At 31.8% G+C, this 19617-nt stretch carries 27 protein-coding genes, 1 pseudogene and 1 riboswitch; of the genes and pseudogenes, 27 read left to right on the plus strand and 1 reads right to left on the minus strand.

The window, feature by feature from the left end:
- Positions 1-22: 22 nt before the first annotated feature.
- Positions 23-238: a transposase gene (locus tag BUB48_RS19050; protein ID WP_139249911.1), complete on the minus strand. Its 216-nt coding sequence runs from the start codon at positions 236-238 to the stop codon at positions 23-25.
- Between the two features lie 193 nt (positions 239-431).
- On the opposite strand from BUB48_RS19050, the gene BUB48_RS03970 reads away from it, so the two are divergent.
- The 27 genes and pseudogenes from BUB48_RS03970 to BUB48_RS04095 all read left to right on the plus strand — a co-directional run bounded on the left by BUB48_RS03970 (position 432) and on the right by BUB48_RS04095 (position 19506).
- The gene (locus BUB48_RS03970) at positions 432-1955 is read left to right on the plus strand and encodes a methyl-accepting chemotaxis protein (RefSeq protein ID WP_073024801.1); all 1524 of its coding nucleotides are present in this window, start codon (positions 432-434) and stop codon (positions 1953-1955) included.
- Positions 1956-2358: 403 nt separating this feature from the next.
- Complete coding sequence (locus tag BUB48_RS03975; RefSeq protein ID WP_073024803.1) at positions 2359-2616, plus strand: hypothetical protein; 258 nt, start codon at positions 2359-2361, stop codon at positions 2614-2616.
- Positions 2617-2687: 71 nt separating this feature from the next.
- Positions 2688-3059 carry a hypothetical protein gene (locus tag BUB48_RS03980; RefSeq protein WP_073024805.1) on the plus strand — a complete coding sequence of 124 codons (372 nt, stop codon included), beginning with the start codon at positions 2688-2690 and terminating at the stop codon, positions 3057-3059.
- Complete coding sequence (locus BUB48_RS03985; RefSeq protein WP_073024807.1) at positions 3031-3330, plus strand: hypothetical protein; 300 nt, start codon at positions 3031-3033, stop codon at positions 3328-3330. Before BUB48_RS03980 ends, BUB48_RS03985 begins: the two co-directional genes overlap by 29 nt.
- Positions 3331-3691: 361 nt before the next feature.
- Positions 3692-4549, plus strand: a complete 858-nt coding sequence (locus BUB48_RS03990; protein ID WP_242944154.1) for an aminoglycoside phosphotransferase family protein — start codon at positions 3692-3694, stop codon at positions 4547-4549.
- Positions 4550-5060: 511 nt separating this feature from the next.
- Complete coding sequence (locus BUB48_RS03995; protein WP_073024811.1) at positions 5061-5600, plus strand: flavodoxin domain-containing protein; 540 nt, start codon at positions 5061-5063, stop codon at positions 5598-5600.
- 491 nt (positions 5601-6091) lie between these two features.
- The gene (locus BUB48_RS04000) at positions 6092-6547 is read left to right on the plus strand and encodes an MBL fold metallo-hydrolase (protein WP_073024813.1); all 456 of its coding nucleotides are present in this window, start codon (positions 6092-6094) and stop codon (positions 6545-6547) included.
- A 395-nt stretch (positions 6548-6942) separates the two neighbouring features.
- Positions 6943-7122, plus strand: coding sequence for a DUF4177 domain-containing protein (locus tag BUB48_RS04010; protein ID WP_073024817.1), 180 nt, complete (start codon positions 6943-6945; stop codon positions 7120-7122).
- Between the two features lie 33 nt (positions 7123-7155).
- The gene (locus BUB48_RS04015; RefSeq protein ID WP_073024819.1) at positions 7156-7590 is read left to right on the plus strand and encodes a GNAT family N-acetyltransferase; all 435 of its coding nucleotides are present in this window, start codon (positions 7156-7158) and stop codon (positions 7588-7590) included.
- Positions 7591-7718: 128 nt separating this feature from the next.
- On the plus strand, positions 7719-8273 hold the full coding sequence (locus BUB48_RS04020; protein ID WP_073024821.1) for a histidine phosphatase family protein: 555 nt from the start codon (positions 7719-7721) through the stop codon (positions 8271-8273).
- A 103-nt stretch (positions 8274-8376) separates the two neighbouring features.
- On the plus strand, positions 8377-8526 hold the full coding sequence (locus tag BUB48_RS17975; protein WP_175548352.1) for a hypothetical protein: 150 nt from the start codon (positions 8377-8379) through the stop codon (positions 8524-8526).
- The gene (locus tag BUB48_RS17510) at positions 8504-8818 is read left to right on the plus strand and encodes an HD domain-containing protein (RefSeq protein WP_084524356.1); all 315 of its coding nucleotides are present in this window, start codon (positions 8504-8506) and stop codon (positions 8816-8818) included. The genes BUB48_RS17975 and BUB48_RS17510 overlap by 23 nt, the downstream gene beginning before the upstream one ends.
- Before the next feature lie 688 nt (positions 8819-9506).
- Positions 9507-10016: an AAA family ATPase gene (locus tag BUB48_RS04030; protein ID WP_073024823.1), complete on the plus strand. Its 510-nt coding sequence runs from the start codon at positions 9507-9509 to the stop codon at positions 10014-10016.
- A 99-nt stretch (positions 10017-10115) separates the two neighbouring features.
- Positions 10116-10592, plus strand: a complete 477-nt coding sequence (locus BUB48_RS04035) for an NUDIX hydrolase (RefSeq protein WP_073024825.1) — start codon at positions 10116-10118, stop codon at positions 10590-10592.
- A 96-nt stretch (positions 10593-10688) separates the two neighbouring features.
- Positions 10689-11360, plus strand: coding sequence for a hypothetical protein (locus tag BUB48_RS04040; RefSeq protein ID WP_073024827.1), 672 nt, complete (start codon positions 10689-10691; stop codon positions 11358-11360).
- Positions 11361-11500: 140 nt separating this feature from the next.
- On the plus strand, positions 11501-12085 hold the full coding sequence (locus BUB48_RS04045) for a class I SAM-dependent methyltransferase (protein WP_073024829.1): 585 nt from the start codon (positions 11501-11503) through the stop codon (positions 12083-12085).
- Positions 12086-12542: 457 nt separating this feature from the next.
- Positions 12543-12645, plus strand: a riboswitch (guanidine-I (ykkC/yxkD leader).
- Between the two features lie 54 nt (positions 12646-12699).
- Positions 12700-13020 carry a quaternary ammonium compound efflux SMR transporter SugE gene (gene sugE, locus BUB48_RS04050; protein WP_073024830.1) on the plus strand — a complete coding sequence of 107 codons (321 nt, stop codon included), beginning with the start codon at positions 12700-12702 and terminating at the stop codon, positions 13018-13020.
- Between the two features lie 91 nt (positions 13021-13111).
- On the plus strand, positions 13112-13819 hold the full coding sequence (locus BUB48_RS04055) for a B3/B4 domain-containing protein (RefSeq protein WP_073024832.1): 708 nt from the start codon (positions 13112-13114) through the stop codon (positions 13817-13819).
- Positions 13820-13835: 16 nt separating this feature from the next.
- Positions 13836-14531, plus strand: coding sequence for a radical SAM protein (locus BUB48_RS04060; protein WP_073024834.1), 696 nt, complete (start codon positions 13836-13838; stop codon positions 14529-14531).
- An 83-nt stretch (positions 14532-14614) separates the two neighbouring features.
- On the plus strand, positions 14615-14746 hold the full coding sequence (locus BUB48_RS18795; protein WP_278308941.1) for a hypothetical protein: 132 nt from the start codon (positions 14615-14617) through the stop codon (positions 14744-14746).
- A 35-nt stretch (positions 14747-14781) separates the two neighbouring features.
- Positions 14782-15519 (plus strand): annotated as a pseudogene (locus tag BUB48_RS04065) (damage-control phosphatase ARMT1 family protein).
- Between the two features lie 272 nt (positions 15520-15791).
- Entirely contained in the window at positions 15792-16433 is a 642-nt protein-coding gene (locus BUB48_RS04070) for a (Fe-S)-binding protein (RefSeq protein ID WP_139249905.1), read from the plus strand.
- Positions 16434-16459: 26 nt separating this feature from the next.
- Positions 16460-17029 (plus strand): bifunctional transcriptional activator/DNA repair enzyme AdaA, encoded by a 570-nt coding sequence (locus tag BUB48_RS04075; protein ID WP_073024836.1) that lies wholly within the window; start codon positions 16460-16462, stop codon positions 17027-17029.
- Positions 17029-17505 carry a methylated-DNA--[protein]-cysteine S-methyltransferase gene (locus tag BUB48_RS04080; protein WP_073024838.1) on the plus strand — a complete coding sequence of 159 codons (477 nt, stop codon included), beginning with the start codon at positions 17029-17031 and terminating at the stop codon, positions 17503-17505. Before BUB48_RS04075 ends, BUB48_RS04080 begins: the two co-directional genes overlap by 1 nt.
- Positions 17492-18094 (plus strand): DNA-3-methyladenine glycosylase family protein, encoded by a 603-nt coding sequence (locus tag BUB48_RS04085; RefSeq protein WP_073024840.1) that lies wholly within the window; start codon positions 17492-17494, stop codon positions 18092-18094. Before BUB48_RS04080 ends, BUB48_RS04085 begins: the two co-directional genes overlap by 14 nt.
- 139 nt (positions 18095-18233) lie before the next feature.
- On the plus strand, positions 18234-18992 hold the full coding sequence (locus BUB48_RS04090) for a hypothetical protein (RefSeq protein WP_073024842.1): 759 nt from the start codon (positions 18234-18236) through the stop codon (positions 18990-18992).
- 46 nt (positions 18993-19038) lie between these two features.
- Positions 19039-19506: a GNAT family N-acetyltransferase gene (locus BUB48_RS04095; RefSeq protein WP_084524357.1), complete on the plus strand. Its 468-nt coding sequence runs from the start codon at positions 19039-19041 to the stop codon at positions 19504-19506.
- The last annotated feature ends 111 nt before the right edge of the window (positions 19507-19617 follow it).

Here is a 19617-nt window from a genome sequence, read left to right on the forward strand (position 1 = left end):
AGTTTCCAAGGGGGAGTGACCATTACTTTGGAGCCTCAAACGTAGTGAGATACAGTGAGTCTAGAAAGGTTGTATAACTTGGAAACACGCTTCTCCGGCTGTTCAGACTTTCTAAGGCATTAGGATATTTATTGTCCCATTTCTCCTTTACAGTTTCCATGTTTTCGCGCCCCAGATCTTTATCTGGAGCCTGATATATTGTTTTTAATTTGCTGTAAAAGCCTTTCTTACTATCTATAGTACAACAATTTTATTGCTTTGTTCAATGCTAATAAAGCTTCTTTAGTTTTACTTTAAAATAGCAAAAATTAGTAAATATTATGGCTAATAATATCAAACTTTGTAGAAATATATCGTTTATTGTAGTATAATAGACAACATTAATAACTTTGCGAAATATTTAAAATTATTATCTTCAGGAGGGGCTGCCTATGATAAAACAAAACCTTATGATCACAAGTGATGAAGTTGCAAACAAATTTACAACTAATATTTTACTTTTTACAACTATAGCTTTTCCTACGTTAATTTTCCTTGGATGGATAGGTCTTTTCCCTTTTGATTTAGTTAAGCTAAGTGTATACTGTCTAGTTGGAACAATAAGTTCTGTTTCTCCTTTTCTACTAAGAAAGCTAGGTGTTAGTAATAGCTTTTTAAAATACTATGTAATTGTCATGTCCGGGGTGACTGTAGGTGCACTCAATCTAAACTATCAGGTAGGTATTTATATGACGTTAATATTACCTATTGCAGTAAGTTGTATTTATTTTGACAAAAAGCTTACTCTAGTGGCTTCTTGTGTACAGGTTGTAATTACTGTTGTTACAAATTATCCTAGAATAACATCAAATCCTTTTTATTATGATGATCCAATTGGCAATTATATTGCTATAACAGCAGGTCAGTTCATTGAAATTTTCATTCTTTCTGTGATCTTCATATGGATAGCTAAGAGAACAAGAAACATTCTTAATAGTTTATCTAGTTCAGAAGAACAATCCCTAGTATATATCAATCAACTAAAAGATATTATGAGTCATTCTAAGAATGCTTCTGAAACACTATCAACTTCTGTAAAGCAGCTTTTACAGGCAATTGAACAAGCTACCGCTTCAAATGAGAATATTAATCATAATGCAGACAATGCTTCTATCGGGTGCGAACAGAATTTACGATACATAGAAAATACCAATAATACTGTTGCGAATATATCGGATGCTCTTGAATCCATCTCATCTAAAGCTCAGAAATTATTTGAAATATCTCAAGATACATCTACAGCAACAGAAGAAAACGAAAAGATAATTAACCAAGCAATAAGCTACATGGAAGAAATTGAATTGTCTACAAAGCAAAATAAAATTATCATAAATAGTTTAAGCCTTAGTTCAGAGGAAATTGGTAGAATTATAGAGATTATTACCGGTATTACAGAACAAACCAATCTCCTAGCGCTAAATGCAGCAATTGAATCCGCAAGAGCTGGTGAACATGGTAAAGGTTTTGCTGTAGTATCTGGCGAAATTAGGCAACTTGCAGAAAAATCATCAAACGCAGCTAAAGATATTTCAAACCTCATAAGTCAGATACAAGAAGATACTACAAAGGCAGTAAACTCTATAGACCAGAGTTCTGCAACTATTAAATCAGGAATTGATTTAGTTAAAAATGTAGGAGAATCTTTTACAAAATTGAAAAACCTACAAGAAACTTCAAATCAAGAAATTCAAGAGATTACAAGGAGCAGCAACCAAACATCAATATATGGACGTGAAATTGCCGAAGTTATCACCAATACAAAATCAGTTACATCTAAGTCACTTGAGCAAATAAAATCAATTGCATCGGATACATCAGTTCAATCATCAATAATGCAGGAAATATTGTCTTCATTTAACGTAATTAATAATATTGCTGATGATTTGCTAAGTTTAAGTAAGAGTGTTAACCTCTGATCTTTACACATTATCAAATAATACTCCGTGAAGATAAGCTTTCCTAATTCACGGAGTTTCTTATTGCTAAATTATCATAAAATATAACGCTTATTATCATGCAAAATACTCACTAAGTTATCTTTTACAGGGTTAGTCAAAGTTTACTCATTATCGTAAATCTCTAGGATCAACTTCCTTTGAGGAGGATTGTACCTGAGGTAGTATGATAAAAACTGAGAATTACTTATTTATTGATGTGTATGCAAGGATGATTAGAATGCATTATTAGAAAAAAGATTAATTAATGATTTCAAAAGGCAATACGGAAAGATCCTTTATGCTAACATAAATGAATAAGGTATAAATTAAGGCACTTTGAAAAATAAGTGTCTTTTATTTTGCATAAAAGTGAGATGGTTGCATGGCGGATAATTTCGGCTTTAAAATTGGTGTTGAGGGCGAAATAAGCATTCTTGTTCCTGAAGTTATATTACTATATAAATCACTAAACAGTAAAAATAGTGATTATCAATATGATTATAATATGGTGATAAACAAACTCGATAAAGAAAGATATGATTGTTTTGTAAATGTTATAAAATGGCATATGCCAAAGGTCATAAATGGATTAAGTAAGAATCCAATTAATATATCAATACATACAATTTATATTGTATAATACAAAAGTAGAAAATTATCATTAGCATAAATGTTTATAATATATTATATCTATAGGAGGGGGTTAATAGGATGATAAATAGAAGTGAGATTACTCTAAATTTAAGTTTTGGCAGAACAGTTAATAACATGTTTCTGGCACATAGCGAAGGTGGTAAGAATATAGCGATACTTTTTCCAGGGGGAGATAATACCACAGATGTACCAACCTTGCACTATACAAGGAAAGCGGCTTTGCTGGCTGTCTGCGATGTTTTGAGTTTAGAATACGGGTATAGAGTTGATTATGCCACGATAGCCCAACCTGAAATAATGGATATAGTAACACTTGAATGTCATGAGGTTATTAACCGTTGTGTAAAAGAAGAATATGAAAGGATTTTTTTTAAGCAAAAGTATTGGACACTTTTTTTCTTTGAGAATTGCAGGGCAATTAGACAGTAAAAGAGTTAAACATATATGTTATACACCTATTGATTCACATGTAAACGAAATAGTAAAAAATGAATGTATAGTTTTTACGGGAACAAAAGATAAATGGCTGACAAAGAATGCTAGAAATGAGTTGGCAAACCATAGTAATATTATTTTGATTCAGGTAGAAAATGCAGTGCATTCTTTAGAGATAGATGATGATTATAAACAGAGTATAAGGATATTAGAATATATTACAGATAAATGTTCTGACTTAATCAAGGATAATATGGTTGTGTAGAAAATGACCTTACCCAGAAAAAATAGATACAAAGAATGGCTAGTTTTCTTTGTATCTATTCAATTTGTAATTAAGCAATAAAAAGCAACTTTTCAAAATCTGTTGGAGACTTATATTTAGGTCTCGAGTGAAGTCCCATGTGGTTATAAAAAACATCTATTAAGCAAATGCTGCTAAAGGACCTTAAGATCTTGTTTTGAACCTTGTTAAATTGAACGCATCAGTAAAATATGCATGGTAATAGAAGAATCACACGAAATAAACTATTAAAAATTGTTAGTTCAAAGGAGATGTTTTTAATGCGTAATTTCTTTATTGTTATTAAAGGTGAATGTAAACGTTAATATTTAATTTTATATCATTGATACCAATTACAAAAGGTTGGTCAGAGGATAAGAAATATTGTGCTATTGGAGCAGATGGCACAAAATATTTATTACGCATTTTTCCCAGAAAAAATTATAACCGTAAAAAAGTTGAATTTGAAATGATGCAACAAGTTGCGGCTCTTGGTGTGCCTATGTGCCAGCCTATTGAATTCGGAACTTGTGATGATGTTGTATACTCTTTACACAGCTGGATAGATGGAAAAGATGCTGAAGAAAAAATTACTTATTTCCCTGATAAAGAGCAGTATGTTTATGGACTTGAGGCAGGTCGGATACTGAAAAAAATTCATTCTATTCCTGCTTTATTAATACAAGAAAGTTGGGAAAATCGCTTTAATGGTAAAATTGACCGAAATATTAAAATGTACAGTGAATGCCCTATAAAATATGAAAAGGGACAAGTGTTTATATATTATATAAATGCAAATCGCCAGTTACTGAAATACCATCCCCAATGCTTTCATCATGGAGATTATCATATCGGAAATATGATGATCGACAATGATGGAAATCTGCAAATTATAGACTTTAATCGTTATGACTACGGAGATCCTTGGGAGGAATTCAATTGTATTGTTTGGAGCGCTCAAAAAGCACCCTTATTTGCTTCAGGAATCTTAGATGGTTACTTTGATAATGATGTGTCGTTGGATTTTTGGCGATTATTAATATTATATATTTCAAGCAACACACTTTCATCTATTTCCTGGGCAGTTTCTTTCGGACAAAAAGAACTCGACACAATGATAAATCAAGCAACGGATGTGTTTAATTGGTATGATAGCTTGAAGAATCCTGTTCCAACTTGGTATAAAAGTATCATTGTATAAATAATTAAAAATATCAATCTGGAGTTATTAACGCTAATAATATGAGTTATATTCAGCAATAAAATAAATAGGGAGATTTGATATTATTAATTATGAGTATTTTTGACTTTGAAATCAATTATCTTATATTATTTTATAATTGAAATGTAATTCATATAATGTCAAATTAGAACTGACCTATGCTAAGATAGTTTGCATGCCCTTTTATTGTAATCTTATTGTACATAGCCGATAGATTTTCAATTTGTAATAAAACTTCATTTTTTAAAAAGTAAACAGTAGCTTATGTCTACTGTTTTTAGATTTTTAAGAGAGTGTTTATATGTATTTGATAAAAATAAGCTTTAATGATTGAAGACTATGAAATATGAATTTTCAGATCGTGAAGCAGATTATCAGAAAGGATTTTCAATTTTGTATGGAATATATTAGTGTAGCAGATATAAGGAATATAAAGTCGTTGAGTAATCCACATTTATGTGTAATAATAGTTAATTTTGTGAGGTGGATAATGAAGAAGGTAGCTGTTGTGTACAAATCTAAATATGGAAGCACAGAAAAATATGCAAAATGGATTGCGGAAGATACATGTGCTGACATTTTTAAAGTTAATGAGATAAAGTTAGATAAATTAGGAGAATTTGATACTATTGTATATTGTGGTGGAATTTATGCTGGTGGTATACTTGGATTTTCTTTTATAAGAAATAATTATTTCAAGTTTCGTGATAAAAAACTGATTGTGGTTGCAGTTGGTGCTACTTTAAAAAAAGATGAGGCAATAGAAGAGGTTAAAACACAAAACCTTACGGATGAAATGAAGGGTAATGTGGAGTTTTTTCTGTTAAGAGGCGGACTTAACTATAAAAAAATGAATTTTATTGATCGATTTTTGATGTTTCTATTGATAAAATCGGTAAAATTTAAAAAGGCTGAGAAACTTGATGATGATACTAAGGGGATTATTTCTACCTATGGCAAAGTGGTTGATTTTACAAACAGAAATGCAATTGCACCAATTATCGATGCCATAGTAAAGGAACGTGTCTAATATGCGATTAAGCAGCAGGGGGTATAATATAGAGCAGCCTAGAATGATTATAAATACAACTATTACAAAAGATGATTATAGAAAATTCTTATATATTGCAACTTTTAGAAGGAATAAAGTAATAATTCCTCTAATAGGGTTAATCTCTTTAATTGGGAGTATGATAGTAACTTTGGATAGGTGAGGGAAAAAAGATGTAGATGATCTTTATGCTTTTAGAGAGTTTATCGTTGATAAATTTCAAAGTAGATATAAGCATATATAGCTGTGAAATCTGCAGCATAAAGGTAACTTGCTTTGTTGTCTTAATTAAATGTGCATCGGTATAAAATAGCAAAGTAAGTATTATTTGGATGACAAGAAGTGAAAAAATGAGATTTAAGGTTTTAGGAAGTGGCGGAATGCAGCAAATTCCAAGAGCCTGTTGTAATTGAAGAGTATGTACAGAAGCAAGAATAAAGGGGTTTCCATATAAGAGAAGAACCCAAAGTTTGTATTTATATGATATACATGCAGTTTTTGATACTCTTGAATGTATTAGCGAGGAATTAAATTCTTTTGATATTTATTCTGTTTCTTACATTTTTTATACACACTTTCATCCTGACCACACTATGGATTGTAGAATTATTGAAGAAATAAGGGAAGAAAAAGCAGATAAACTTGATCCCATAATTGTAAATCATCCTAAAAGCGGTATTGATATCAGCTTCAATAAAAGAACACCCATACTTAATCTGTTTGAACAAGCAGGATATCGCACTTTAAATAGTGATGAAACCATAAAGGGTAATGATATATTAGTTATGCAAATCACGCTGGATAATAAGTTTGCTTGTGGATATCTAATTGAGAAAAATAATAAAAAGCTTTTTTATTGCCCATGCCATGCAATGCATATTCCAAAGAATATGGATGTTTTAAAAAAATTGATGTTATGTTGCTAGGTTGTGGGTATATAAACTACATTGATGATGTTTGCACAAACTTTAAACGAGATATCATTCCTTTGATAGAACACTATCAGCCAAAAAGAACTATATTTACTCATTTGGAAGAATCCGATGGTATATCATATGATGAATATTGCCAGTTGGAAAAACAATATGCATTTTTAAATATTACCTTTTCTTATGATGGAATGGAAATTGAAGTATAAATATATACACCAGCTTATATATTGTTAGGATGCTGCGAAGATGGTGTGGAACAGGTTATCAGAAGGAGCTTTTAGTTCCCTATTGACTATGTTATTATAGCTGATATAGCAATATGAACTTCTTGCGTAATGGTGTTATATTGTGGAATTAAATATTATTTATGTAGTGAAAAGGGATCAATCATGTGGGAGTACACAACCGTAACTTTCAATAGTCTTTTTGATGCTGAAAAAACCTTAAAAAGAAAAAGTGATAGAGTTTTTGAACAGTATGGAAAAGACGGCTGGGAGCTTGTCAACTTTCAGTGTGTAGGTGCATTTGGTTCTATGATGGTATTTGTGTTCAAAAGAGAAAAGAAATAAGAATAAACATAAGAATTGGAAAGGGGTAAACATATGAAATATGACATACTAAAGGTAAGTGATATTGAGAAAACCATTCCTTTTTATATAGAATACTATAATGAGGTTGAGGGGGCACAATGGACAGAAGAAACAGCATATAAAAGAATACATCAGGTTGTTACAACTGAAGATTCATATGGCCTTACCCTCAGTATTGATAATTCAATTATAGGATTTGCAATGGGATACTTCGTACAATATGATGATGGAAAGTCTTATGACCTGATTGAAATAGTAATTTCACATAGGTATCAAAGAAAGGGAATAGGAACAATGTTTATGAAAGAACTGGAGAGAAGAGTTAAAGAGCTTGGTGCATTCTTGATTCAAATGGAAGTTGTAAATGATGAAATGCATAATAATTTTTATGGTAAATTAGGTTATAGAGATGTTAAAAATTTAATATTGAAATCAAAAATAATATAATTTTAGTGATTGAACAAATTAGATTTGATATTTGCATTAATAAGATATTTTCTTTAAAAATAAAGTAGATATTACTTGTTAAAAATATTCCAATAAATACAAAGAGGAGACTGAAATGAGGTGATTGGATGAAGACTCATATATATTTTGTCAGGCATGCTCATTCTATATATACACCAGATGAATTAGGAAGACCATTATCTCAACGGGGCTTGCTTGATGCACAGATTGTAACTGATTTGCTTAAAAGGGAAAATATTGATCGTGTATATTCAAGTCCATATAAACGGGCAATGCAAACTGTGGAAGGTATTGCTAAATACATAGATAAAGATATCGTTATAGTTGATGAATTCAAAGAAAGAGTTTTATCGGAAAAGCCTGTAGAAGATTTTACTAGTGCCATTACAAAGCTGTGGCAAGATTTTGATTTTTCATGGGATGGTGGAGAATCAAACCGAATGGCTCAAAAAAGAGGTGTCAATGCCACAATACGGTTATTAGAAAGCAATGAGGGGAAAAACTTTGTCGTAGGTACACATGGTAACATCATGGTGCTAATCATGAATTATTTTGATAAAAAGTATGGATTCAGCTTTTGGAGTGAACTGGAAATGCCGGATATATACAAACTATCATTTAACAGCAAAGAACTGGTAGATGTGCAAAGAATTAGGAAATGACCTGTAAAATTCTTTCGATCTCGTGAGAAAGTTAAATTTAATTAGGCGTGGTTTTATGGATGTCTGCCCTGGTTATGTTATTATAGAAAAAGGAGGTAAATCATTGAGTAAAATTTTATCAGATTTAATGATGAGAATTAATATAACTGGAGATATCCAAAAAGATATGGTGGAATTATTCAATTTTTATGAGCGTCAGGATATTGCAGAACATTCCATGAAAGTAGACCATGAAGCCAAAAAATGCATATAATTTTGGAATGGATGAACACAAGGCATTTGTAGCTGGTTGTTTGCATGATCTATGTAATCTGTTTTCTGATGATAAGAAGATTGCTATTTGCAATGAACTTGGAATAAGCATTTTGCCCGAAGAACACATAGATCCATCCCTTTTACATTCGAAAATATCTAAAGTTATGGCAGCAGAACTATTTTCTGTAGAAGACAAAGAGGCTTTAAGTGCTATAGAATGTCATTCTACATTGAAGGCAAATGCGGATATTATGGACATGATATTGTTTGTAGCTGATAAGATTTCATGAGACAATAGACATAATCAATTCTTTGTTAAAGATATCTTTAATGGTTTAGAGAAATCTTTGGAACAAGGAGCTTTTGCATATTTGAAATATTTGCATGATAATAGAAAAGATATGAAAGTTTTTCATCAATGGGCTTTGGAAGCATATAATGACTTATTAGCAAAGCTTGAATAAAATGGCTTGTTAGTTAACATTGCTGCTAACCTCACTTAAGTGGGAATTGAGAATGTATCGATATAGCAGCTTGGTAAGAAGCTATAGCAAAATGTCTCAAAAGGACAAGGAATACTATAAGCATAAATGGTCTATGGTTCAAGATTTAGTTAAATTATGATTAAAATTGGGTGCAAAAGTAAGTAATGGTAGTTATAATTATAATGCATAGTTTATGTTATGAACCAGCAATTGTAATATGCAAGCAATTAAGTATTTTTTTGGAAGGATTTTCATTATGTATAATATGTTAATATGGTAGAAGAAAAATATACGGATTTTTATAAAATAGCATGCTTAGGAAGCAAAATTATAGTTGAAAAAGGATAATTAGATATGGATTAAGATAGATTCTATTATTAAGTATTGGAAAGATTTTGTTACTCAAAAGGCAGAAATTATAAAATATATATTCAGATGTTATAAAATCGTTTCTAATGACATTATTTGAAATCATAACTTAGGAGAATGTAATGTGAAAAATCCTATTTTCATAAATGGAACCATGGGCGTGGGAAAAACAGCAACATGCAGAGAATTGCAGTTACTCTTGCCAAATTGTGTTTTTCTTGATGATGATTGGTATTGGGACGCGTCTCCTTTTATTGTGAATGATGAAACAAAGAATATGGTATTGGATAATATCTCATATCTTATAAATAACTTTATTACATGTTCAGTATATGAAAATATTATTTCCTGTTGGGTAATGAATGAGCAAAATATTATTGATGATGTATTATCCAGATTAAATAAAAATGATTGCAAATTGTATAAATACTCCCTGGTGTGTTCAGAAGAACCATTAATTTCGCGAATTAAAAAGGACATAGAGATGGGAATAAGGAGCGAAGATATCATTAAAAGAAGTGTTGCAAGATTGCAAAACTATTTTGAAATGGATACACAGAAAATTGATGCTAGCAATATTTCCGGCAAAGAAGCAGCAGAAATAATATACAATGGCGTGTGTCATAGACCATAGTTATTATGTTAGCACATACTATAAATTGAATCAAAACTGATATAAGTTTATATATTTGGTAGGGAAAATATCGAATAATTAGTAAAGAAGGGATGCAATATGAATCTAGAAGTTAAATTTTATGATGAGATTGAGGATGAAAATTTGAAGTTTGCGGTAATTATGGCTAGATACGATAGCAAATGGATTTTCTGCAAACATAAAGAAAGAGATACATATGAAATACCTGGTGGTCATAGAGAAACAGGTGAATCTATATTTGATACTGCAAAACGTGAACTACAAGAAGAAACAGGGGCAATTGATTTCGAATTTGAACCTGTTTCTGTATATTCAGTAACAGGAAAGAGCCGTGTCAATAGTAAAGGAGACGAAACTTTTGGAATGCTGTTTTATGCAGAAGTTCATTCTTTTAAAGACAGGTTAGAAGATGAGATTGAGAAGATTGAGCTTTTCAGTAATATGCCAAATAATCTAACATATCCGGAGATTCAGCCTTTTCTATACAACAAAGTGATTGAAACAAAAATTAATGATAATGGCCTTAAATCTTTCGATTCTGAGAAAATTGAATGATATTTTAATAGATATTCATTGGTTATAATATTATTGGTTTTATAGTTAAACCATATTGAAATCAGGCTGATTGGAAATAAAACAAAGAGGGGCATTATGAGAATTAATTTATTGACAGTAATATTGACTTTAACTTTTTTACTCAATGGATGTAATAGTAAAAATAATGAATGTCCATTAGAGTTTTTTCAAATAGGCAATGAAAAAGTAGAAATTCTCAATCCCGATGATATTAAAAGTGTAGTTAAAGAAAAAATTATTGATAAGGGAGTTAGCGCCTTTATATTTATTGATAGAGAAAATAATGAACTAAAAGGCAGTATTAATCTAAATGGTAAATATTATTATGTAGGACAAGTGTCAATGGAGAACACTCCGGAAGATTTAATTGGAATTGAGGAAGTACAGGTATTCGGGAAGAAAGCTGTAAAGATTTACGGAATATTGGGTGCAAATTATGCTCAGGTATACTATTGGTTTTTTCATAAAAAACCGGAAGAGTCTATTATACAGATAAATGGTAATGCCATAGAAATCGATTTAGACGATGATGGCAAGAATGAAATTGTCTCAACTCTAGGTACAGTTTCGGAAGCAAGGATATACATTCTGAAGGAAGGCAGAGTTTATGCATCTGATATCAATGAATCAATTGGCGCAGAATCGGTAGTTTTGAAAGATACAGATAAGAAGTTGCTTGAAGTATATTTTGAGCCTAATAAACCAGAGCAATATATATACCATAAAGGTTCCTTAATAAAAAAATAAAACATATACATATTGAAGGCATAATAAACCATGGTGAGAATACCCTACTGGCTAAGTTGCTTTTATTCTTTAGATGCAATTAAATTTCCAATGGCTTTATATAAGGCTAGTCGGTTTTTTAGTCAAGGGGAGGAAAATAAATGTCATCAGAGCAATTTCATAAAATAACCAAGGGAGAACCACCAAGAGAGTTGGCAAAGAAAATAATAAAATATATAAATAATGATTGCTTAATTTTGGATTGTGGAAGTGGTGCAGGTAACGATGCAATTTTTTTTGCTTCACAAGGCTATAAGGTAATTGCACTAGACAAAGAAACAAAAGTTCTTGAAAATAGATTGAAGAGTTTATCTGACATCAAAGATAGAATAACTGTTATAGAATCAGATATTATGGATTTTGAATTTAAAGAAATAGGTTGCTTCTATTCCAGTTTGACATTGTCATTCTTGAGCAGAAAAAACTTTTATATACTTTGGAGCAATATTAGACATAAATTAAAAAAGCATTCAGTCATTGGAATTAATATATTTGGAAACAGAGATGAGTGGTTTAGGGAAACAGATGATATGACATTTATGGATAAGGAAGAGTTTGCATCTCTTTTCACAGGTTTTACGATTCTTGAATTTTTGGAAAAAGAGAAACTTGGAACTTGCATGGGTGAAAATGGAATGACTAAAGACAAGAAGTGGCATATATTTGAGTGCATTGCAAAATTATAATTAGATTTTTGTGTCTGTTATTTCTATCGACCTGTAATCATGCAAAAAACATGAGACTTCGATAGAGTATGAAATCAGCCAAAATCAAGTTATAGAAATTTTACCTGTTGCAAACAATATAAGCATGGTGAAATAAGAATCAAGTAAATATGATATGTGAACGTGTATCTAAACTACCTATGAGGGATTGAAACTTAGCTATGGCTACAAATAATCCATTACCATAAGTGAGTATCAGTACTACCTATAAGGAGTAAAATTATCAATATGCTATAAAAGAAAAGATGAAAAAGTATTATTGATTTACACAAAAAAGCTTATATTTCATTTTCTAAAGCAAGTATATGCAGATGAATAACTATATTGCTATAGGAGTTGACATTATTCAATATATAAGTGGATATTGACTAGTTATATATTTTTTGCTATTATTTTGGTACAAATAAAAACTGAATAGTCAAATGTTTTATAGGGTTCCGCAGTTTTAGTACAACTGGTCTGGTCCAAGATAAAACACACAGCTTGTGCTGTGACCACGGAGGGATAAAAGCCTGGGAGATATTTTATGATATCACCTAGGCTTTTTTGTTTAAGCAAGATAATGGGGTGAAAATATGGAATGGCTAATGTTGATCATTGCAGGTCTACTTGAGATGGTGTGGGCTATAGGAATGAAATATTCTCAGGGGTTTACAAAACTATTGCCGAGTGTACTTACAATTCTGGGAATGATGGCTAGCTTTTATTTCCTATCCTTATCCTTAAAGAGTCTTCCATTAGGGACTGCATATGCCATCTGGACTGGAATTGGTACAGTAGGGACTGCAATCTTAGGAGTAATGCTGTTTGAAGAGCCTGTTAATGCCCTGAGGGTAATATGTATCGGATTTATTGTAGTTGGAATAGCAGGGTTAAAGGTTGTATCTTCTCATTAATTGTATTTTCCAAAACGAGATGTGAAAATATGATTGATGGAATTGTGTTATAATACTATGAAAACTGATAGAGAGATTAGGAGGTAATCTAATGAAAAAATTCATAGTTGAAGATGAGTTTTGGAACCTGTTTCCTGATGCAAAGATTGGAATTGTCGTTTGCCATGATATAGATAATTCAATAAAAGATAAAGAGAAATACAAGGCTATGATTAGCGATGCAGAGAAAGAAGCACTGAAATATTTGAGCAATCCGGAGTTTAGCAGCAATGAGGTTATACAAGTATGGAGAGAAGCATTTAAAAAGTTTAAAACCAAGAAAGGTGTAAGGTCATCCATTGAGGCATTATTGAAGAGGATCCATAATGGGAACCATTTAGGGACCATTAATCCTTTAGTAGATATTTATAACTCTATTTCATTGAGATATGCACTACCTTGTGGTGGTGAGGATATGGATAAGTTTGTTGGAGATATAAGATTGACTAAGGCAGTTGGAGATGAAGATTTCATTACATTAGGAAGCGATAAAAGCGAGCCTCCTTATGAAGGAGAGATAATATATAAAGACAATGCTGGAGCAATCTGTAGATGCTGGAACTGGCGTGAATCAGTAAGAACCATGCTTACTGAAAGCACTAGAAATGCTTTTTTGTGCATCGAGTTAGTGGATGAAAAAAGGTTACAAGATCTAGGGAGTGCTTTGAGAGATTTAGCACAAATGGTACAGGAAAATTTGGGCGGAACAAGTAAAATTTCAATTCTTGATATAAACAATAAAGAGATATCAATAATGTAAAGGGGAGAAGAAGGCAATGAATAGATTTAGCTACAAAGATATTTACATTGAAGATGGAAAAAGGGTATTAGAGATAAATATACTTCCGGAAAAGTATTGTAATTTTGATTGTATATTTTGTCCCATAGGAAGGTCTGAAAACAAGGTAGATACTCAAAAGTCTTTTGAAGGAATGGACAGTGCATTAAGGGAATTAGATAAGATTATAGAAATTTCAAAAGCTGAATTAGTCTTCATAAACTCCAAGGGAGAAGCCTTTGTAAATGATAGGATTGACGATGTCATTGAACTTATAAAATCCAAAGGTTTGCCTGTAAGATTGCTTTCAAATGGATATTTGTTAGGCAAAGATGAATATAAGAATATTGCAAATAAATGTGATGAGGTTATTGGAGAGATAAAGGTAGTAACAGAAGAAGATTTTAGAAAAGTTCAAAGGCCCATTGAAGGATATACATTGGCTGAGTATATTTCAAACATGGCTTCCTTCAATAAGCAGTATAAAGGAAAATTCATATTTGTAATTACTATCATCAAGGGTTATAACGATGATGAAGAGTCGGTCAAGAAGCTAAAGGATATAATTAAGGAAATATCTCCTGATAAAGTAATTATTGAAAGAATGGAAGATGAAAGGTTCAAGAAGAAGCTTGGAATTTCTGATGAAAGATTTGAAGAAATAAAGAGAAGTCTGGGTATGGTGGGAAATTAGTATAAGATTAATAATTATGCTTGCTGATTAAACTTGACTTTGTGGGATTTTATTGAGCAGTTTAAGGGAAAAGAGGTGAAATTATGAGAATACATGATAAATGCTTGTCATGTGTAGTAAATCAAGTTATTAAAGTTGCAAATATTACAGGTGTTGATAAAAAAGATGAGTTATATAGAGAAGCTTTTACTTATCTTAGTAAATTGGATTTCTAAACAACCACACCTGAAATTATTGGAGATATTTTTGCATGATAAAAACCCATACTAATAATCAAGATCCATATAGGGAGACCAGAAACTACTATAATAAGTTGCTTTTAGAACTGATACCTGAGTTTGAGAAGAAGATTGAGCAGGGCAAAAACTCATTTCAGTTAGCAATGCGATATGCCATTATTGGCAATGTTATTGATTTTAATCCTATTCATAATATATTGCTAGAAGATATTTTTAATTGCTTTGAAAAAGTGGAAGAGTTTCAGCTGGCAATAGATGATTCTAAAACACTAGATGAAGATGTATTGAATGCAAAATACTACTATATTTAGGCGATAATTGCGGAGAAATCTGCATGGATAAGATTTTTATAAAAAAAAATCGAAGAATTGAATTTTAATATTAAGATATTATTTGGAGTAAGAGGAAAACCCGTTGTAAATGATTCTATAGCTGAAGACGCATTTGCTGTAGGAATTGACGAATATGCAGATATAATAGATAATGGAGATGGTTCTCTTGGTACTGTTCTTAATAGGACAAGCCATGAATTCAGAGAAGCTTATAAAAAGGCGGATATAGTAATTGCTAAAGGACGAGCAAATTATGAATGCTTGAGCGAGGAAAACAAAAACATTTATTTTTTGTTAATGACAAAATTTGATGTAATTACAAGCGATATTGGTGTTGATGTAAATAAAATGATTTGTATGAAAAGCAAAGTTTGGAGGAGCAATCAAAGTAACAATTTATTTAGTGCTAAACAGTAGATTAGGTCTACTGTTTATTTTTATGCATCTCAAAAAATCATAAATGGCCTATACCTGTTTTTCTATAGATATAAGCATTAAAGTGGTGATTTGAATGAAAGATGAAGGGATTATTTCTATTTAAATAGAATATCTTTATGTAGTCAATGGAAACTAAATAATCTACATCATATGTTGTTTAGTATAAAATTACTTAATGAAATTTAGGAAGAAATTCGGTTCTATTTTATATAAAATATGTTTGTAATAAAACTGTTACTGGAGGGATTACAATGAAACAAGTTTATGCACCGGGATGTGCATTAATGATTTATAAGCCACATCTTGCTAAAAAAGTACTTAAGTTTTTGAATGAGGAATTAGGTGATATTCCTGAACACCTGATTTGCTGCAATCATGAACCTAATCTTGAAAGTGATACAGTTGTAATAAATACTTGTCCAGGTTGTGACAGGCGATACCGAGAGCTTTACGATGGAATATCCACTGTATCGCTATGGGAAGTATTGGCTTGGAGCAAAAATTTTCCGTTTCCTGATTATAAGGGTATGGAAATGGCTATACATGATGCCTGTCCAACTCGTACCGAAACCAGAGTACACTCTGCAATAAGAGCACTTCTTGAAAAAATGAATATAAAAGTAGTTGAACCAAAAAATAGTGGAACTAAAGCCACTTGTTGTGGCGATAGCTTCTATGGGGCTTTACCTGTAGAACAAGTGAAAGATCAAATGAAAAAGCGTGCAAATGAAATGCCATGTGAAAATGTAGTTGTATATTGTGTTTCATGTATTAAATCAATGCATATAGGAGGGAAAAGACCTCGCTATATTGTGGACCTTTTATTCGGAGAAGAAACAGAAATTGGTACTTATGAACCTGATGAATGGCATGATGAATTGAAAAATTCATAGATGAACATTAAATTGGGATGAAACTTATGGAGAATTCTAAAACAATTTCTGATTACCAGAAATGGCAAGCGATTGTCAGTTGTGATAAAAACTATGATGGTATCTTTTACTATGGAGTAAAGACTACAATGATTTTCTGTAGACCCTCGTGCAAATCTAAAACTCCCATACAGGACAATGTAGTGTTTTTTGATAACGCAGCCCAGGCCATAGCAGAAGGATTTCGACCATGCAAAAGATGCCGTCCTGACAAATTGTTTTTTGAGCCTGAATTAGAAATTCTTAATAAAGCTATAGATTTATTTCATGTAACTTATAATAAGCAAATTAATTTGGAGTATGCTTCAAGGCAGCTTGGAGTAAGTATAAATCATTTGATAAAGATTTTTAAGCAATATACAGGCTTGACTCCCATGCAGTATATTTCAAGAGTGAGAGTAGACAAAGCGAAAATGTTGCTAAAACAGGAGGGCATAGGAATACCTGAAATCGCTTATGCTATAGGCTATGAGAGCTTGTCAAGCTTCTATAAATGTTTCAAAGATCAAACTGGATATACACCAAATGAATACAGAAAGCACCGGGGTGACTTATAATGTCCATATTTTTTTACGATTTTGATATCGGTAAAATCGGCATTGGAGAAAAAGATGGGAGAATTACCAATTTGTATTTTACAGCTGAAGGAATACCTCAAAATATCAAAATGCATGAGTCTCCCATATTAAAAGAAACGTATCGGCAGCTTAATTTATATTTCCAAGGTAGACTTAAAAAATTTACTGTGCCCCTTAATCCTGAGGGCACAGTTTTTATGAAACAAGTTTGGGCAAGTATTTGTGAAATACCATATGGTACCACAATAAGCTATAAGGATTTAGCTATCAATCTGGGCAAGCCCAATGCAGCCCGAGCTGTAGGACATGCAAATAGCCGCAATCCAATTCCCATACTAATTCCATGCCATCGTGTTGTTGGTGTAAATGGAAGGCTTACTGGTTATAGCGGGGGGATTGAATTGAAGAAGAAACTACTTGAGTTGGAGATGGCAAAGGGATATGGAAATTTTTAGATATGGCCAAAATGAAATAGAATATTTAAAGAGAAGAGATAAAAAGCTGGGTGCAGCTATTGATAAAATTGGGATGATAGAACGTAAGATAATACCGGATCCATTTATTGGGCTTGTTTCAACAATTGTTGGGCAGCAGATTTCAAGTAAAGCTGCGGAAACTGTATGGAACAGATTGTGCAATCTTCTTAGTGAAATTACACCGGAAAATGTTGCAGAAGCAAGTTTAACTGATATTCAAAGATGTGGTATGACATTAAAAAAAGCTGGATATATAAAAGAAATTGCAGATGCTGCCTTATCTGGCAAGGTAGATTTCAACTTGCTTCATACTTTAAGTGATGTTGAGATAATAAAAAAGCTCACTTCACTTAATGGAGTTGGTGTTTGGACTGCTGAAATGATGCTGATTTTTTCACTTTGTCGTCCTGATGTTGTAAGTTATGGAGATTTAGCAATTCGCAGGGGAATGATGAATTTATATGGACTTAAAGAGCTAACAAAAGAACAGTTTTATAGATATAGAAAGAGATACTCACCTTATGGTTCTATAGCGTCATTATATCTGTGGTCACTTTCAGTGATTTAATCTTTATGACCAAATTAGAATTATATTTTATGGGATTGCTCGTAGTCAGAGTTTTTGATTATATAAGAAGCATAGGAACTACACGGGAGCATTGTACGTCAAACATACTGAATAGATTAAAGTTGTGGAGGAATAAAAAATGAAGAGAATCAGAATAATGCTCCTGATATTTATGACAGTGCTAAGCCTTGTTTCTTGTTCAAATAAAGTTCAACTCCAGGAGAAAGGTAAAGCAATATTAAACGCAAAGATTGTTGATATCAATGAAACATCTTTATTAGTTGCAAATGTGGCTAAGGATGCGAGTTCTTCGGATATTTATCAAGTGAATATAGAAAATACACATATTAAAGATGCTGATGGAAGTGATGCAGGTATTGCAGATCTAAAGCCAGGTATGTTAATTGATATAGCTTTTGACGGAACCATAATGGAAAGTTTTCCTATGAGGCTTGGTACCATTAGTAGCGTATCTATCAAAAGTAAGGGAGAAGATATTGCAGGATTATATAAGAAAGTGATAGATGATTTGTACGCAGTAGATCCGGGATTGAATTACAATATCAGTATTCTTGCTTTTGATTTTACGAAAGTTACTAACCTAACAGAGACAGAAAAGGCAGCTCTAATATATCTTATAGGAAATAGTTATAAAATGGAAGCTTTTGCATCTACTTATGATGAACTATGTGAACAGGGATATATAGATAAGGATAAAATGTATTTCGAGAAGGGATTATTAATTACCATAGAAGATACAGCCATATCTAACAAAAACTTTATGTTTAATGCATCAAAATGGCGCAGTGGATTAGGGGCATACTTTTTTAATGACTGCACAGCTGCAGAATCTGGAGATAGTTGGATTTACACTATAGGAGCAGAAATGATATCATAATACTAGTGTTTTCATAAAAGTTTATCTATGCTTAGGAGGACTGACTATGAAATATAGAAAAGTTCAATTAAACTCCCAGGACAAGAATCTAAAACATCTCCTGGTGCAAATTGCAAAATGGCATAATGATACACCAAAAATATGGATACCTGATTATGAGCCCACAGATGAAGAATTAGAGCAAACTATGGGGAGTATACGCAGCACAAAAGATGAAGATTTATTCCTGACCATTGTAGAGGACGAAAAAGGGCAAGCCCAAGGTTTTATCTGGGCATATAGAATGGAAGAAACATCTGATTGTGTTATGATAAAGTCACTGTATGTGACAGAGGAGTTTAGAGGGCATGGTATAGCAACAAAGCTAAAGGGTTTATTAGAAGAATGGTGCAGAGACATAGGTGTAAAAACTATAAAAACTACAACTCATTATAACAATAAGAATATGCTTGCATTGAACATAAAGTTAGGATATGTTCCTGGTATGGTTCATATGTGCAAAAACTTAGTGTAGGTGGTAAAGATATGTACATAGTGTGATAAAAAGATAATATGTATAATAAGAAAATTGCGATGTGTTATTCTATCGCAATTTTTATAATGCTAGGAAAGTATAAATTTAATA

The organism is Lutispora thermophila DSM 19022 (assembly GCF_900142105.1).
GTDB classification, from domain to species: Bacteria; Bacillota; Clostridia; order Lutisporales; family Lutisporaceae; genus Lutispora; species Lutispora thermophila.